Origin of the sequence: Agrobacterium sp. O3.4 (assembly GCF_041414895.1) — a bacterium.
GTDB classification, from domain to species: domain Bacteria; phylum Pseudomonadota; class Alphaproteobacteria; order Rhizobiales; family Rhizobiaceae; genus Agrobacterium; species Agrobacterium cucumeris.
The window spans coordinates 602846-619783 of the sequence record NZ_JALPZP010000002.1; the positions used below are offsets into that span (position 1 = coordinate 602846).

Annotated in this window: 14 protein-coding genes; 6 read left to right on the plus strand and 8 right to left on the minus strand. The window is 60.1% G+C overall.

The window, feature by feature from the left end; all coding sequences use genetic code 11:
- Positions 1–12: 12 nt before the first annotated feature.
- The 3 genes from M0412_RS15590 (at position 13) to M0412_RS15600 (ending at position 3829) form a co-directional block, all read left to right on the plus strand.
- Positions 13–1815 (plus strand): amino acid ABC transporter permease/ATP-binding protein, encoded by a 1803-nt coding sequence (locus tag M0412_RS15590; RefSeq protein ID WP_269699266.1) that lies wholly within the window; start codon positions 13–15, stop codon positions 1813–1815.
- Between the two features lie 21 nt (positions 1816–1836).
- A complete protein-coding gene (locus tag M0412_RS15595; RefSeq protein ID WP_269699268.1) occupies positions 1837–2775 on the plus strand; it encodes an ABC transporter substrate-binding protein in 939 nt (312 codons plus the stop codon).
- Between the two features lie 118 nt (positions 2776–2893).
- Positions 2894–3829: an ABC transporter substrate-binding protein gene (locus M0412_RS15600; RefSeq protein WP_269699269.1), complete on the plus strand. Its 936-nt coding sequence runs from the start codon at positions 2894–2896 to the stop codon at positions 3827–3829.
- A gap of 68 nt (positions 3830–3897) precedes the next feature.
- On the opposite strand, the gene M0412_RS15605 is transcribed toward M0412_RS15600, so the two are convergent.
- Complete coding sequence (locus M0412_RS15605; protein WP_269699270.1) at positions 3898–5223, minus strand: FAD-binding oxidoreductase; 1326 nt, start codon at positions 5221–5223, stop codon at positions 3898–3900.
- 232 nt (positions 5224–5455) lie between these two features.
- On the opposite strand from M0412_RS15605, the gene M0412_RS15610 reads away from it, so the two are divergent.
- Positions 5456–5932 (plus strand): Lrp/AsnC family transcriptional regulator, encoded by a 477-nt coding sequence (locus M0412_RS15610; RefSeq protein ID WP_046801438.1) that lies wholly within the window; start codon positions 5456–5458, stop codon positions 5930–5932.
- Between the two features lie 251 nt (positions 5933–6183).
- On the opposite strand, the gene M0412_RS15615 is transcribed toward M0412_RS15610, so the two are convergent.
- The 7 genes from M0412_RS15615 to M0412_RS15645 form a co-directional block, all read right to left on the minus strand.
- Entirely contained in the window at positions 6184–7839 is a 1656-nt protein-coding gene (locus M0412_RS15615; RefSeq protein WP_269699272.1) for an ABC transporter ATP-binding protein, read from the minus strand.
- On the minus strand, positions 7839–8690 hold the full coding sequence (locus tag M0412_RS15620) for an ABC transporter permease (RefSeq protein ID WP_142843619.1): 852 nt from the start codon (positions 8688–8690) through the stop codon (positions 7839–7841). Before M0412_RS15620 ends, M0412_RS15615 begins: the two co-directional genes overlap by 1 nt.
- Positions 8690–9640: an ABC transporter permease gene (locus M0412_RS15625; protein WP_065117497.1), complete on the minus strand. Its 951-nt coding sequence runs from the start codon at positions 9638–9640 to the stop codon at positions 8690–8692. Before M0412_RS15625 ends, M0412_RS15620 begins: the two co-directional genes overlap by 1 nt.
- Before the next feature lie 94 nt (positions 9641–9734).
- Positions 9735–11345 (minus strand): ABC transporter substrate-binding protein, encoded by a 1611-nt coding sequence (locus M0412_RS15630; protein ID WP_269699273.1) that lies wholly within the window; start codon positions 11343–11345, stop codon positions 9735–9737.
- 94 nt (positions 11346–11439) lie between these two features.
- The gene (locus M0412_RS15635) at positions 11440–12153 is read right to left on the minus strand and encodes an HAD-IA family hydrolase (protein WP_269699275.1); all 714 of its coding nucleotides are present in this window, start codon (positions 12151–12153) and stop codon (positions 11440–11442) included.
- 256 nt (positions 12154–12409) lie between these two features.
- Complete coding sequence (locus M0412_RS15640) at positions 12410–13783, minus strand: aspartate aminotransferase family protein (protein WP_142843616.1); 1374 nt, start codon at positions 13781–13783, stop codon at positions 12410–12412.
- 28 nt (positions 13784–13811) lie between these two features.
- Positions 13812–14648, minus strand: coding sequence for a GNAT family N-acetyltransferase (locus tag M0412_RS15645; RefSeq protein ID WP_269699276.1), 837 nt, complete (start codon positions 14646–14648; stop codon positions 13812–13814).
- A 323-nt stretch (positions 14649–14971) separates the two neighbouring features.
- Between M0412_RS15645 and M0412_RS15650 the strand changes: the two genes are divergently transcribed.
- Positions 14972–15640 carry a haloacid dehalogenase type II gene (locus M0412_RS15650; RefSeq protein ID WP_269699277.1) on the plus strand — a complete coding sequence of 223 codons (669 nt, stop codon included), beginning with the start codon at positions 14972–14974 and terminating at the stop codon, positions 15638–15640.
- 15 nt (positions 15641–15655) lie between these two features.
- Entirely contained in the window at positions 15656–16930 is a 1275-nt protein-coding gene (locus tag M0412_RS15655) for an FAD-binding oxidoreductase (protein WP_269699278.1), read from the plus strand.
- Positions 16931–16938 lie beyond the last annotated feature (8 nt).

A 16938-nucleotide genomic window follows, 5' to 3' on the forward strand; every position in this document is an offset into this window, starting at 1 on the left:
AAGGCTCTTTAGATGACGATAGCCTCTGATTTTCCGCATGTGGCGGTCAGCGAGCAGAAGGGCGAGCCGGTTAAAGGTGGTTACGGCCATTTCCGTATCGTTCCCGCCCGTTATCCCCTGCGCACCGTGGGCACGGTTTTTTCCGTCCTGATCATTGCGGCCGTGCTGCATTCCGTTTTCGGCAATCCGCGCTGGGGTTGGGACGTCTTTGCCGAATGGTTCTTCGCCGAACCGGTACTCGTTGGCCTTGGCCGGACATTGCTGTTGACGGTGCTGGGTGCGCTGTTCGGGTTTGTTCTCGGAACGCTGCTGGCACTTGCCCGTGTGTCCCGCTCGCCGTTGCTGGTTGCCGTTTCCTGGACCTATATCTGGATTTTCCGGTCGATCCCGCTGATCGTGCTTCTGCTGATCCTCAACAATCTCGGTTATCTCTATGAAACCGTGACGATCGGCGTGCCTTATACCGGCATCAACTTCTTCAGCTGGAATACGACGCAGCTGATGACGCCGTTTGCGGCCGCCGTGCTGGGCCTCACTCTCAATCAGGCGGCCTTTGCATCGGAAATCGTACGTGGCGGCATTCTCTCGGTGGACCAGGGGCAGCTGGAAGCCGCCGCCGCGCTCGGCCTTCCACGTCGGCGGCAGGCCTCCCGCATCGTTCTGCCGCAGGCCATGCGGTCCATCCTGCCGACGGCCTTCAACGACATCATCGGCCTCGCAAAGGGAACATCGCAGGTCTATATCCTCGCGCTACCGGAATTGTTCTACACGATCCAGATCATCTATCGCCGCAATCTGGAAGTGATCCCGCTGCTGATGGTCGCAACCGTCTGGTATCTGGTGATCCTGACGGCGCTATCCATCGTTCAGCATCATATCGAACGGCATTTTTCCCGGGGTGCGCTTCGCAATCCGCCCCCTTCGCTTTTCGCCACCGTCTACCGCACCTTCCTGCCACGCCGGGCAGCGTCGGAGCCGGCGGCCCTGGTGACAGTGCCTGCAAAGCGGGAGGCTTCGGTATCGGCGCGTGCGGGAGGCTTCCGCATCGGCAATCGTGGCGGTTCGGTGAATATCCACGGTGTTTCCAAGTCTTTCGGCACACTCAAGGTGCTGGATGATGTCTCCCTTTCCATTCCGGCAGGCAGCGTCACCACCATTCTTGGCCAATCTGGTTCGGGTAAGTCCACCCTGCTGCGCTCCATCAACCATCTGGAGCGCGTCGATGACGGCTTTATCGCCATAGACGGCGAGCTGGTTGGTTATCGCCAGCACGGCGATACGCTTTATGAGCTGAAGGAGCGGGAAATCCTCAAACGCCGCGTCGAAGTGGGCATGGTGTTCCAGAGCTTCAACCTGTTTCCGCATCTTACTGCGCTTGAAAACATCATCGAAGCGCCGGTCGCGGTTCGCGGCATCTCGAAAGAACAGGCTGAAGCGGAGGCGCGCGATCTTCTGGCTCGTGTCGGCCTTGCCGAGAAGGCCAATGCCTACCCGCGCCAGCTTTCCGGCGGCCAGCAGCAACGCGTGGCGATTGCCCGGGCACTCGCCCTGCGGCCAAAGGTGCTGCTGTTCGATGAGCCAACATCCGCGCTCGATCCTGAACTGGTCAATGAGGTGCTTGACGTCATCAAGGAGCTCTCCCGCTCCGGCGTCACCCTTATCATCGTCACCCATGAGATCGGTTTTGCCCGCGAAGTCTCCGACAGGGTCGTCTTCATGGAACAGGGCCGCATCGTTGAAACGGGCACACCGGAGAAGGTGTTCAACAACCCTGAACATCCGCGCACGGCCGAATTTCTCGCAAAAGTTCTCTAATCATAACAAGGAAACACTCACATGGCTTTTTCATCGAAATTATTGTCCCTGCTCGCCGGCGGTCTTTTCACCGCCACCACCGCGCTCATTCCGGCCGCGCATGCGCAGGAGGTTGACCTGTCGCCCGAACAGAAGGGCCGGGTGCGCGCCGAAAAGGTTGAGGAGGCAATCAAGCTTCTGCCCGCCGGCCATAAATTCGTTGCCGATGGCAAGCTGACGGTCGCGACCGTGCCCTTCCGCCTGCCGCTGGTCGATTATGCGAGCGACACGAAAACGCCGATCGGTGTGGAGCCGGATATCGCCCAGCTGGTTGCCGACAGCCTTGGACTTGAACTTCAGCTCGTTCCGATTGCCTGGGCCGACTGGCCGCTCGGCCTTGCTTCGGGCAAATATGATGCCGTCGCCTCCAACATCACGGTGACGGAAGCGCGCAAGGAGAAGTTCGATTTCTCCAGCTATCGCAACGATCTGCTCGGCTTTTATGTGGGCAACAACAGCAAGGTCACATCAATCGGCAAGCCTGAGGATGTCGCCGGGCTGAAGGTGATCGTTGGCGCAGCCACCAATCAGGAGCAGATCCTGCTGAAATGGATCAAGGACAACAAGGCGAAGGGACTGGCCGACACCGAAGTGCAATATTACGACGATCAGGCCGTGCTTGACGTCGCCCTGCAATCCGGCCGTGCGGACGCCTATCTCGGCCCCAATGCCACCTCTGCCTTTCAGGCAGCAAGCCAGAAAAAGACCAAGCTCGTCGGCACCTTCTCGGGCGGCTGGCCGGAAGCGGCGGAAATCGCCTTCGCTTCGAAAAAGGATGCCGGCATCGCCGAGGCCGTCACCGCTGCGCTGAATGCCCAGATCAAGAACGGCAATTACGGCAAGGTTCTCGCTCGCTGGAATCTCGGCTCGGAAGCCATCACCGAATCCCGCACCAATCCGCCCGGTCTGCCCAAGAGCTGAGCGTGAAAACCGGAGCTCCTAAAAGCTGAGTCGAAGGTGGGACATCACTCAGCCGGTAGCGCGGGCATCCTCCCGCCCGCGCTACCCTCGTCCCGCAATCATTCATCGGAAAATCATGATGACCTTCACCTCTCGTTTCGCCAAGGCCACGTTCGGCGTCTTTCTTTCCATCGCCGGTTTCGTCCCGGCCTTCGCAACCGATGTCTTCGATCTGTCACCGGATCAGCCCGGCCGTATCAGGGTTGAAAAAGACCCCGGCGCCATCGCCGCCCTTCCGAAAGATTTCAAATTCGTCACGCCGGGCAAACTCACCGTCGCCGTTTCTCCCGGTGGACCGCCATTGGCCACCTACGCGACGGATGCGAAGACCGTCGTGGGCGCAGACCCGGACTACGCGCTCGCCGTGGCCGACAGCCTCGGTCTCGAGCTGGAACTGGTGGCCGTGGCCTGGGCCGACTGGCCGCTCGGCCTTGCCTCGGGCAAATATGATGCCGTCATCTCCAATGTCGGCGTGACCGAACAGCGCAAGGAAAAGTTCGATTTCTCCACCTACCGCCAGGGCCTGCACGGCTTTTTCGTCAAATCCGACAGCGGCATAACCTCCATCACTGAGCCGAAGGATGCCGCCGGTCTGAGGATCATCGTTGGTGCCGGCACCAATCAGGAGCGTATTCTGCTGAAATGGAGCGACGAGAATGTCGCTGCCGGTTTGAAGCCGATCGAGCTGCAATATTACGATGACGAAGCCACCCGGCTCGTCGCGCTTTCAGCCGGCCGGGCGGATGTGATCGTCCAGCCGCATGCGCAGCTGGTTTTCATCGCCGCGCGCGACAAGACCATCAAGCGGGTGGGAACGCTCTCCGCCGGCTGGCCGGAGCGCTCCGATGTCGCCATCACCACCCGCAAGGGTTCTGGACTGGCCGACGCGTTGACGCTTGCCACCAATGATCTGATCAAAAATGGTGCTTACGCAAAAATTCTCGATCGCTGGCAGCTAGCGGAAGAAGCCCTGCCGGAATCGCGCACCAATCCCCCCGGTCTGCCAAAAAGCTGACCGGTCAAAAATGCGGCGGACGGCAATATCCGCAGGTTCGCCTGCGGATATTGTTTTGCTCTATGGCTTCAGAAATCCGCAACCTTGCCCCATGACGAACCAAGGAAACGGCTGGGGTGATAAGGAATGGGATCGACGATCGGGTTGGAACCCGTGACGATATCGGCGATCAGATGACCGGCCCCCGGTCCGATGCCGAAACCATGGCCGCTGAAGCCGGCGGCGAGGATGAAACCGGGTAATTCGCTGGTTTCGCCAATGGCCGGAACGCCATCCGGCGTACTGTCGATGAAACCGGCCCAGGCCGCGGAAATCTGGGTGTTGCGAAGCGCGGGCAGAAGGTCCAGCGCCCGTTTATGGGTCTCGCGGATGGCGGCGGCATTGGGTTTTGGATCGAGAATGCGAACCCGCTCCATCGGCGTCGGCGCATCCAGCCGCCAGCGCTTCAACGTCTCGTGGCCGCCGCGAATGCCTTCCAGCCCACCCGCCCGCAGGCTGCGCCAGCGCTTGAGGAACATCGGCACGAATTCACGCGCGAACCGCATCTGCTGCGCAGTCGGGTCGATACGGCCAAGGCCGCTGATGGCGAGGGTATAACCGCCGTCGCTTCGCTTCGTTGCCGAGACGACGGCGGTGTGCAGCGCATCCGGCAGGCCTTCCGCACCTGGCGTGACCGACAGGATGGAGGAGCGGACGGAGGCCTGCGGGAAACGAATGCCCAGCTGGCGGCAGAAGGAAGACGCCCAGGCCCCGCCGGACATGATGGCGGTTTTGGTACGGATCGTGCCTTTTTCGGTGACGACGGCGCTGACCCGGCCGCCCTCGGTCTCAAGCCCGCGCGCAGCGCAATTCTGATGCACCGTGCCGCCGAGTTTGATGATGGCGCGCGCCACGGCGGGTGCCGCCATGGAAGGATCGGCCGTGCCGTCGGTGGGTGAGAAGACGCCGCCCTTCCAGCGTTTGCCGGTGGCGTGGCCGCGCTCACTTGCCTCATCGGCGCTCAGCATATGCGTCGTCACACCGGCGGTGATGGCAAAGTCGCGCCAGCGCGCCCAGCCGGCAAGTTCCGCCTCGTTGTCGCTGAGGTAAAACAATCCGCAACGGCGAAAGCCGGTGTCTTCGCCGCTTTCACTGGCAAATTGCTCCCACAATGCAAGGCTCTGGGTCGAAATCGGCAATTCACGCGCATCGCGGTTCTGCTGCCGGCACCAGCCCCAGTTGCGGCTGGATTGCTCCGCGCCAACAAGGCCTTTTTCCACCAGAGCCACTTTCAGGCCGCGCCGGGCGAGGTAATAGGCCGCGAACACCCCAACGATGCCACCGCCGATAATGACGGCGTCCGCTGTTTTCGGCAGCTCCGGCGATGTCGTGATCTGTTGCAGCGGGGCGGGCATGGGTCGGACTCCTTATATTCGTCCTAATTTACCTTGGCTGGCGTGTAAACGCTGCCAGACTGAGTGGTTTGCCGGAATCTCCTGCTGTTCATGGCCATGTCTGCAACTCTTTATGCTGCATCAAAAAAACATGCTTACATCGACAGGGCACGTGCATGTGATAAGATTTCCACTGCAGCGTCAGAATTTTATGCCGCGCACTCGAAAAAACAAAAAAGGGGTTCCGCACGTGATGAAACTTGACCGGATCGATATCAAGATCCTCTACGAACTGCAGAAAAACGGTCGCATCACCAATGTGGAACTGGCGGAGCTTGTCAATCTTTCGCCCAGCCCCTGCCTGATGCGGGTCAAGAAACTTCAGTCCGAAGGTTACATTGAAGGTTATTCGGCGCAGATCAACATCAACAAGCTCGGCCAGACACTGACTGTCTTTACCGAAATCACGCTCAAGAACCACCGGCAGATCGATTTCGCCCGCTTCCTCGGTGTCGTCGAGAAGATCGACCAGGTGGTGGAATGCCACCTCGTTTCCGGCGGTTACGACTACCTGCTGAAATTCGTCACATCAGGCATCGTAGAATATCAGTCGATCATGGAGCGGCTGACGGATATGGATGTCGGCATCGACAAATATTTCAGCTTCGTGGTGCTGAAATCGCCGATCACCAAATCGCACATGCCGCTGACCAGCCTGTTTCCGCTTTGAGGTGAGAGGGAGTGCATCAGACGTCCGCAGAACCGATGGGCTTGACAGGGCGTTGCACTTACACTCCGTCACCCCGGACTTGATCCGGGGTCCAGCGCGATCAAGTCCTTGATTGCGAAAGACTCATTTCCTCACGGCGCAGACGCGCCGTGGCTGGATGCCGGATCAAGTCCGGCATGACGGAGGACAGCTTCTCAATCCTCTTTGGCACTCACCCAGGTTTTTGCAACGCCTTACTGTTTTCCAGCGGCTCACCGTTTGGAAAACGCCCGCACCAGCTCCGCATCCTGCTCAAGATTGTCGAGCCATGTCGGATCGAGTTTCGGCACCGAGGAAAACAGCAGCTTCGAATAGGGATGGGTGGGCGATTTGATCGCCTCCGTTTCCAGATGCTCCACTTTCTGGCCGCCATACATAACGACGATTTCGTCGCAGATTGTCTCAACCACCGAAAGATCGTGGCTGATGAAGATGTAGGAGAGGTTCAGTTCCCGCTGCAATTCTCCGAGCAGATCAATGATCGCGGCTGCGACGACCGTATCCAGCGCCGAGGTGATTTCATCGCAGATGATGAGCGATGGTTCGGCCGCAAGCGCACGGGCGAAATTGACACGCTGCTTCTGCCCGCCGGAAAGGCCGGAGGGATGGCGGTGACGGACCGAGCGCGGCAGCTTCACCATATCGAGCAGCTCATCGATCCGCGCATCGCGGGCCTTGCCTTTCATGCCGTGATAAAAAGTCAGCGGCCGGCCGAGAATATCTTCGATGGGTTTTGCCGGATTGAGCGCGGTATCGGCATATTGGAACACGATCTGCATGCGGCGAAGCTGGTCGCTGGTTCGACGCCGGGCATCGGCGTTGAGTTCATGGCCCTCGAAGACGACGTGGCCGCTTGCGGCCGGCAGGATGCCGGCAATGGCACGCGCCAGTGTCGATTTTCCGCAGCCGGATTCGCCGATGATGCCAAGATTGCGGCCGGGATAGACCGCAAGGCTGACGGAATCCACCGCACGCACCAGCGGCATGCGGTCATCGCCTTTCGTGCCATAACCGGCGATCAGCTGGTCGATATCGAGGAGCGGTGTCGCCTCACTTTGTTTGGGCGGTGTCACGACGCGCACCTTGTCGTTAAAGGCGGTCAACAATTCGCGGGTATAGGGGTGTTGGGCGTTCTCCAGAATATCCTTGGTCGTGCCGGTTTCCTGAACCTCGCCGCCTTTCAGCACCACAATCCGGTCGGCAATCTGGGCGACGACGGCAAGGTCGTGCGAAACATAGACGCCGCCAATGCCGCCCTTGCGCATCGCCGATTTGAAGGCACGCAGAACCTCGATCTGGGTCGTCACATCAAGTGCGGTCGTCGGTTCGTCGAAAATCACCAGTTGAGGATTGCCGATCAGCGCCATGGCGGCCGAGAGGCGCTGCAGCTGGCCACCGGACACCTGATGCGGGTAACGCTCGCCGATGGTTTCCGGATTGGGCAGTGACAATGCCTTGAAAAGCTCGACCGCTTTTTTACGCGCCTCCTGAGGCGGCATAAGGTGGTGTATGCGGGTGACTTCGATGACCTGATCGATGATTTTCTGCGCCGGGTTGAATGCGGCGGCCGCACTCTGGGGCACATAGGATATTTTCGTGCCGCGCACCCTGGCGCGCTCGGCTTCGGAAAGCTGCACCATGTCCCGGCCTGCCACCGTGACGCTGCCACCGGAAATGCGGCATCCCGGCCGCGCGTACCCCATCAGGGTCAGCGCGATGGTAGTCTTGCCGGAACCGCTTTCGCCGATCAGCGCGACGATTTCGCCCTCGGCGATATCGATGTCGATACCCTTGATGATATCGATGCGGCGGCCGGAATCGGTGGTGGCCTCGACCTTCAGTCCACGGATTTCAACGAGATTGCTCATTATTCGCTCCTGTCGCGGATTTTCTGCGGCAGATTGTCGATCAGCAGGTTGACGCTGATCGTCAGGCTGGCAATCGCCAGCGACGGGAAGATGACGGCCGGTGCGGCAAAGGGCAGGCCGCCGATGTTTTCACGCACCAGCGCGCCCCAGTCGGCGTTTGGCGGCTGCAGGCCGAGACCGAGGAAGGACAGGCCGGACAGAAGCAGCACGATGAAGACGAAACGCACGCCGAGATCGGCAAGTACGGGCCGGATGATGTTGGGCAGGATTTCGGAACTGATGAGATAAAGCAGGCTTTCGCCGCGCACCCGCGCGACGGTGACGAAATCCATGGTGTTGACATTGACGGCCAGCGCCCGCGCGAAGCGATAGGCGCCGGGCGTATAGATGACCGACAGCGTGACGATGAGCACCGGAATGGACGAGCCGACGGCCGCCACGACCACGAGGCCGAACAGCTTGCTCGGAATGGAATTCACCGCGTCGAGGAAACGGCTGAGTGCTGCATCGAACCAGCCGCCGATGACGGCGGCGCACATGCCGAGCACGACGCCGCAGGTGCAGGCAATGGTGACGGCCGCCAGCGAAATGCCGACCGTGAAACGCGCGCCCATGAGGATACGGGAGAATACGTCGCGACCGAGATAATCGGAACCGAGCCAGAGATCTGACGTCATCGGCCCGAAATAATCGAGATCGACGATTTCACCCACCGGATGGGGAATGAGATAGGGCGCGAAGATCGCAACCATGGCCCAGAGGAAAATGACGAGAAAGCCGAAAACGCCGACTGCGTTGATCTTGTAACCCAAACGCGCGGTCCCCTGATATGTCTTGATATGATCGGCCATCAGCGCAGCCTCGGATTGGACATGATGGCGATGATGTCAGCCGTCGTGATGAGCAGGAGATAACCGACGCAGAAGATCATCGCGCAGGTCTGGATCAGAGGCAGATCGCGGGTGGCCACGCCATCGACCATCAGCTTGGCGATACCGGGATAGTTGAAGATCGTCTCGACGATGATGACGCCACCGACAAGGTACGAAAGCGACAGCGCCACTGCATTGACGATGGGGCCGAGTGCATTGGGAAGCGCGTGACGCAGCACGATGCGCATGCGCGGCGCGCCCTTCAGCAGCGCCATTTCGACATAGGGCGTATCCAGCGTCTCTATCACCGCGGCGCGGCTCATGCGGATCATCTGGGCCGAGACGACGAAGGTCAACGTGATGACCGGCATGGCGTAAACGCGCAGTACATCAAACAGCGTGTGAACCTCGCTGACCAGCGACAGCGCCGGCAGCCATTTCAGATAAACCGCGAAAAGCAGGACGGCGAGCGTGGCGATCATGAATTCCGGCACGGAAATGACGCCGATGGTCAGCACCGTGACGATGCGGTCATAAAGCGTTCCACGCAGCATGGCGGAGCTGATGCCGAGTGTGAGCGCCAGTGGCACGGCGATGAGCGTGGTGATGCCGGCCAGCTTCATGGAGTTGACGAAGCGCGGGCCGATGAGATCGGCAATCGCCATGTTGTTGGCATAGGAGGTGCCGAGTTCGCCATGCAGCAGGCCGAAAAGCCAGCGAACGAAGCGCAGCAGGGCGGGATCATCGAGATGCATGGCGGTGCGCAGGCCGGCCACGGCCTCCGGCGTTGCCGCCTGACCGAGAAGGATCGTCGCCGTATCGCCGGGCAGCAGGCTGGTGGCGGAAAAGACGATAAATGACACGATCAGCAGCGTCGTCAGCATGACGACCAGCCGCCGGGCGACAAGGGACAATATCCGGCTGTTCATTCACATGCTCCTGCGACCTGCCTGATTGTGGAGGCTTTCCGCATCGGCGGAAAACTTGGCCGGGCGCTGCGTTTGCGCCCGGCTCCATGGTCTATCAGGCTTCTAGCCAGACGTATTCCGCAAAGGCGTAACCCATCATGCCGCCGAGCGGATTGGCTTCCAGGCCCTTCAGCTTGGAACTGATGGCGTCCACGTTGGTAAGATAGGCGGGAATGATGGTGCCGGCTTCGTCGGCGATCATCGTCTGCATCTCGAAGTAGATCTGCTTGCGCTTCTCCATATCGAGCAGGCCGCGCGCCTCGAGCATCAGCTTGTCGAACTTCTCCGACTTGTACTGGCTCTCGTTCCAGGGAGCGTCGGACGCATAAAGCAGCGAGAACAGGATGTCCGGTGTCGGGCGCGGGTTGATATTGCCGAAATGGATCGGCGCTTTCAGCCAGTAATTGCTCCAGTAGCCGTCGGCGGGAACACGCTGCACATCCAGCTTGAGGCCGATTTCGGCAGCGGAGGCCTGGATGATCATTGCCATGTCGATGGCCGAATTTGCCGCATCCGAGGTGATGACCGGGATGGACTGGCCGAGGAGGCCGGCTTTCTCGAAGTGGAACTTGGCCTTCTCGGGATCGAAGGCCTTCGGCTTCAGGTCCGGATTATGATAGGGGCTCATGGGCGGAACCGGCTGGTCGTTGCCGACTTCGCCAAGACCGCGCAAGGCCGCCTTGACGATCTGCTCACGGTTGACGATCGACTTCATGCCGGCAATGAAATCGGCCTTGTTGCCCGGAGCCTGATCGAGGCGCATGTTGAGATTGGTGTAGTTGCCGGAAGTTCCCTTCGACAGGACGACACCTTCCTGCTTGTCGAGCAGGCGAAGCGCGCGCGGATTGATGGCGGCCGCGAGCTGGATGTCGCCGGAGAGAAGCGCATTGACGCGTGCATTGTCGTCCGAGATCGCGAAGAACTCGAAGCTGTCGACGTGCGGGCCGCCGGATTTCCAGTAATTACTGTTCTTGGACATGATCGAGCGCACACCCGGCTCGAATGTTTCAAGCTTGAAGGCGCCGGTGCCGGTGCCCTTGGAGAAGTCGGTCGCGCCGTCGGCGACGATCATGAAGTGGTGCATCGCAAGGATTGTCGGCAGGTCGGCATTGGCGCTGGCAAGCGTGATCTCGACCGTGCTCTTGTCGAGCGCCTTGAAGCCGGTCATCTGGGCGGCGATCTTGGCGACCTTGGAGCCGACAGCCGGATCGAGATGGCGCTTCAGCGAATAGACCACGTCATCGGCCGTCAGCGCCTTGCCGTCGTGGAAGGTGACGCCGGAACGCAGTTTGACCGTCCAGGTCTTGGCGTCCTTGGATTCGATGGATTCGGCCAGCTCCATCTGCGGCGTGCCGGAAGCATCGAGGAAGCTCAGCCGGTTATAAAGCGCGCAGCAACGGACGTAGTCCGTGGAAAGCGAGGCTTTCGCGGGGTCGAGCGTATCGGCTGTGGAGGAGGACCAGCCGGCCGCCTTCAGCGTGCCGCCGGAAACCGGAGTGGCCGCGAGCGACTGCGAGGCGCGGCCGAGAATGGCCGAGCCGGCAGAAAGGGCGACGCCGCCGGCCAGCATCATGTGAAGCAGCTCACGCCGCGTCGCGCCGCGACGGATCGCCTGTTCAACGGCGGCATCGTCGGAGCGGGTCCAGTTTGTAATCCTGTCACTCATGGTCTTCCCCTTTTGTATGATTTGTTGAAATGCGTCTGCAGAAAATTCCGGCGGTCCGCGTCCCAGTTCGCGCCACGCCCTGGTGGAGGGCGGTTCAGCCGCCCGCCTGCCTCGCGGCTTCGGCAAGGCCGGCCATCGAGGTGAAGTGATAATCCGGCTCGGTAAAGTTTTCCGGCTCGATCGTACCGCCATATCCCTTCTGGTCATGGCGGCGCTCAATCCAGCAATTGGTCATGCCCAGCTTCCGGGAAATGCCGATATCGTGGTACTGGCTTTGCGCGACATGCAGGATGTCGTCCTTCGAGGCGCCCTCGCTCTCAACAAACGCGAAGACCTTCTCGAAAAAGGCCGGGTCCGGCTTTTCGGTGCGGGTATCATCCGCCGTGAAAGCGGCATGGAAGGGATTGCCGAGTTCTTTCGAGAAATGTTCGAAGGCCCAGCGCTGGGCGTTTGTCATAGCGATGAGGCGGTGTGTCTTTGCAAGCTGCGCCATCGCGGCACGGCTGTCTTCGAACCCCTTCCAGTTCTTGGCGGCGTCGCGCAGGCGTTCGCCAAGAGCACGTTCTGCCGGCAAGCCAAGTTGCGGAGCGATGATGAGATATACGCGGACGAGATCGTCCGGAAACAGGTTTGTCGCGTCTGAATAACGGGCCGCGCGGTAAAGGCCGAGCGCCTTTTCACCATCGACTTCGACGCCATTCTCAGCACCGATCTGCGTCAGGGTCGATTTCAGACCCCCTTCGAAATCGATGAGAGTTCCCACCACATCGAAGCTCATATATTTGAAGTCGCTCAATTTTTTGGGCAATGTCGGTCTCCGCTCTGCCGCCTCGTCCTCTTGGGGGAGGTTGCGGCATTTTATTTTGTTCCCGGACGAGATCCTTGTCCCGTTCCTATTTTTGAAAACGCCGGTTTTCATGGCGCTTTGTGCTTTTTCTAAGGATAGTTTGGCACTTCCAGCACGCCGGATTCGCCGAAATGGATCGGCTCTTCGGCAGAATATTGCGAATATGCGGTGTGTTGCGACATTTAGAGAAGGTGTCGCGATACAGCCGGGTTACGCCTCAGGCCATTGCCGCCCGCACGGCCGGGTCCTCTAGCGTCTGGTCGAGGGTTTTCAGCGTCCGCTCGATGATGGCGTCGATTTCGCCATCGGTGCAGCAGAGCGGCGGTGCATAACCGAGGATGCCATTCGCAAAGGCCCTGACGATGAGGCCGTTTTCCCATGCGCGGTCGAAGACCTTGCGGGCCGGCGTGGCGGCTGCCGGAAGCGGCGTTTTCTTTTCCTTGTCGGTCACAAGCTCGATCGCCGCAAGCATGCCGCGGCCGCGGACATCGCCCACCAGCGGGTGGCTTCTCAAGCCCTCCAGTCCTGCCATCAGTCGATGACCGGCGCGGCGGCCATTCTCCAGCAGTCCGCCTTCGTAAAGCTTCAGCACTTCCAGACCAACGGCGGCACTGACGGGGTGGGCGGAATAGGTGTATCCATGCCCCACGGCCGCTTCGCCTGCGAAGTCGGCAATTGTATCATAAACATGATCGGCCATGAAGACGGCGCCCATCGGCACATAGCCTGACGTCAGGCCCTTTGCGGCGGTGATGAAGTCCGGCACGATGTCCTCGTCGGCGCAGGCAAATAGCGGGCCGGTGCGGCCAAAGCCGGTAATTACTTCGTCGGCGACGAAAAGGATGCCATAGGAGCGGCAGAGGTCGCGCATCGCCTTGATCCAGCCCGGCGGCGGCACGAGAACGCCGCCCGAGCCCTGGATCGGTTCGGCATAAAACGCCGCGACCCGGTCCGGGCCTATGGCTTCGATCTTGTCTTTCAGGATTTGCAGCGAGGAGGCGATGATGGCGGCCGGGTCGTTTCCAACCGGGTTACGGTAGGCATAATGCGACGGGATTTTATGCTGCCAGTCGTAAGGCACGCCAAAACCGGCATGGAAGGCGGGCAGGGCGGTGAGGCCCGAACCGGCCGTGGTGGAACCGTGATAACCCTGTTCGATGGAGATGAACTGGTCGCGCTGCGGCTCACCCTTTGCATGCCAGTAATAACGGATGAAGCGAATGGTGCTGTCCACCGCATCGGAACCGCCAAGCGTGAAATAAACGTGGTTGAGATCGCCGGGAGCCCGGTCGGCAAGCTCGGAAGCGAGCCGGATGGCCGGTTCGCTGCCAATGTCGAAATAGGCGGTGGCGTAGGGCAGTTCCCGCATCTGTTTTGCCGCCGCCTCAACGATGCTGTCATGACCGTAACCGGCGTTGACACACCAGAGACCGGCAAAACCGTCGATCAGCTGGTGGCCGGTCATATCGGTGACGGTGGCGCCTTTCGCCGATGTCAGCACCCGCACGCCAAGCTTTTCATGGCCGCGGAAGGAAGAGACGGGGTGCACCAGATGGGCGCGGTCCAGTTCGATCAGGGAATTGCTTAACATGGGTCTCTCCAGATTAAAGCCCAGCAGGTCAGCCCAGCGCCTGGCTGGTCAGTGCGAAGGTTTTCAGTTTTTTGTCAGCGGGAATTTCGGCCTTTGACCGGCGCATGGCGATGCCGCCGCCGACATGGGCAAGGCCCTGTTCGGCAAGCCAGGGGCCAAGGCCCGTATCGACCGTGGTGTCTACGCGCAGGAATGCGCCGGAGCGTTCCGACAGCATGAAAGCCAGCAGATCTCGTGCGATATCAGCATTTTCCGCCACAACCGGGCCTATGACTTCACCGCGGCCGAAGGCGCGCAGGCCGGCAAAACCCTTGATGACGCCCTGTTGTTTCACGATTGCGAAACGCGCCCTGTCGGCAAGTTCCGTGAAGAGCGCGGTACGATCAGCACCGAAGGCCTGCGCATCAAGGGCCGCAAGCTCGGACGGGGCAATCGTTTCCTCCCACTCCACACTGGCGGGCTTGGCCGAGGCTGCCGGAATTCCCTGATGCTGGCGAACTTCACCACAGGCAACGAACCCCAGTTTTTCATAAAGCGGCAGGCCATCGGCGGTAGCGGTCAGGCGGCATTCGCGATTTCCGGCTGCTTCAAGGGCGGCGTTCATCAACTGGCGTCCGAGACCGCGGCCACGCATGGTCTCATCCACGATCACCATATTGACGGAGGCGCAGGTTTCGCCAAGAAGCGTTGCCATCGCTGTGCCGACAACGCGGCCATTTTCCAGCGCGACGAAACCCTTGCTGAGTGAAAGGACTAGCGCCCAGTCTTCCCGGCGGTGCGGCCAGCCGGCCTGGCGGGAAAGTTCGACGGCGGCATCGAGGTGTTCAGGTTCGAAATTCTGGATATCGATCAGGCTGGCTTGCATGGCCCAACTCCGTTTATTCTGCTCATTCATTGATAGACCGGGGGTAAAAGAACATTGTCCCGACGAATGGCAAGGTTCGATATGTTTCACTGTTGCTTTTACCCGCCGCCGCATCTTATGCCGCGTGTTATTCGCTTTCGATGCCGGGGCAGGGGCGCACGCGAGGTCGGGAGATATGCCAACGCAACTCTCTGCCAAACTGGCGGCTGCATACGCAACAATCTGCTTCCGCTGATGGCAATTGCGGTGCGCCGACCGGGCAAAGGCTTTCTATGATCAATTCATTCCGGCACGGCCGATCTCCAAGCAAGGATGACGACGACATGACCATCTTCCGCCCGAAATACATTTCCTTCGATTGCTACGGCACGCTGATCAATTTCCAGATGGCCGAAGCCGCCCGCGATCTCTATGGCGATCGTCTGGACGAAGCGCAGATGCAGCAGTTCATCAAGAATTTTTCGGCTTATCGTCTGGATGAGATCATGGGTGACTGGAAGCCCTATGCCCAGGTGGTTCATAATTCGCTCTCGCGCACCTGCAAGCGCAATGCCGTTGCTTTCAAGGATGAGGACGCGACCTTCGTTTACGAGCGTGTTCCAACCTGGGGTCCGCATGCCGATGTGCCGGCCGGACTTGCAAAGGTGGCGAAAGAAATTCCGCTCGTCATTCTGTCCAACGCCATGAATTCGCAGATCATGTCGAATGTCGAAAAGCTTGGTGCGCCTTTCCATGCGGTCTATACGGCCGAGCAGGCGCAGGCCTACAAGCCGCGCTTCAGGCCATTTGAATATATGTTCGACATGCTCGGCTGCGGCCCCGAAGACATGCTGCATGTCTCCTCCTCGTTCCGTTACGACCTGATGTCGGCCCATGATCTCGGTATCAAGAACAAGGTCTGGGTCAACCGCGGCCACGAGCCGGCCAACCCCTATTACGGTTATGTCGAGATATCGGATATTTCCGGCCTGGCAGGCGTGGTTGGATTGTAAGGAAAGGTCGGGACCATGAAGTTCGTTTCCTATTGGCACGACACGGCGCCCCTGTTTGCAGGGGCGGCGCAAGGTCCCGTCGAAGGTCATTATGATGTCGCCGTCATTGGCGGCGGTTTCACCGGTCTCGGCGCCGCGCGTCAGCTTGCCAGGGCGGGCGCGCGCGTGGTGGTACTGGAGGGTGAACGGGTCGGCTGGGGTGCCTCCGGTCGCAATGGCGGGCATCTCAATAATGGTCTTGCCCATTCCTATCTTTCCGCCAAGGCGGAGCTCGGCAAGGAACGCGCCATCGCCCTTTACCAGGCGCTGGATGATTCAGTCGATACGCTGGAGGCACTGATTGCCGAGGAGGGGATTGACTGCAATTTTCGCCGCTCGGGCAAGCTGAAACTTGCCTCCAAGCCGCAGCATTTCGAAGGTCTGGCGAAGAATTTCGAGGCATTGCATGCCGAGGTCGATCCCGACACGGCGCTTCTGTCCGTCGCCGATCTCAAGGCGGAAATTGGCTCGCCATTTTATGGCGGCATGCTGTCGAAGAAGAGCGCCATGATGCATATGGGGCGCTATGTGGCCGGCCTTGCCGAGGCCGCCAGCCGGCACGGCGCGGTGATCTTCGAAAATGCGGCGGTGACGAAGCACGCGCAGAACGGCAAAAGCCACACGCTGGAAACCGCACGCGGCAAGGTGACGGCCGACAATGTTCTGGTGGCGACCGGTGCTTACACGCCCTCCGGCTTCAGCTACTTCCGTCGTCGCATCATCGCTGTCGGCAGTTTCATCATCGCCACGCGGCCGCTGACCGATGCGGAAATTCGGGCCTCTGTTCCGGGCAACCGCACCTATGTCAACTCCATGAATATCGGCAATTATTTCCGACTTGCCCCGGATAATCGGCTGATCTTCGGTGGCCGTGCGCGTTTTTCCGCCACATCCGACCAGCGTTCGGATGCCAAGAGCGGCGCGATCCTGACGGAAGCCCTGCACCGCATCTTCCCGCAGCTTTCGCATGTGCCGATCGATTATTGCTGGGGCGGTCTGGTGGATATGACCAAGGACCGTTATCCGCGTGCCGGTTTTCATGACGGCGTCTGGTACGCCATGGGCTATTCCGGCCACGGCGCTCAGCTTTCCACCCATCTTGGCATGATCATGGCCGACGCCATTCTGGGGCGGCCGGACAACAACCCGCTGAAGGGGCTGGACTGGCCGGCGGTGCCGGGCCATTTCGGCAAACCGTGGTTCCTGCCGCTGGTGGGCTATTATTACAAGATGCTGGACAAATTTCAGTAAGAGGGCGT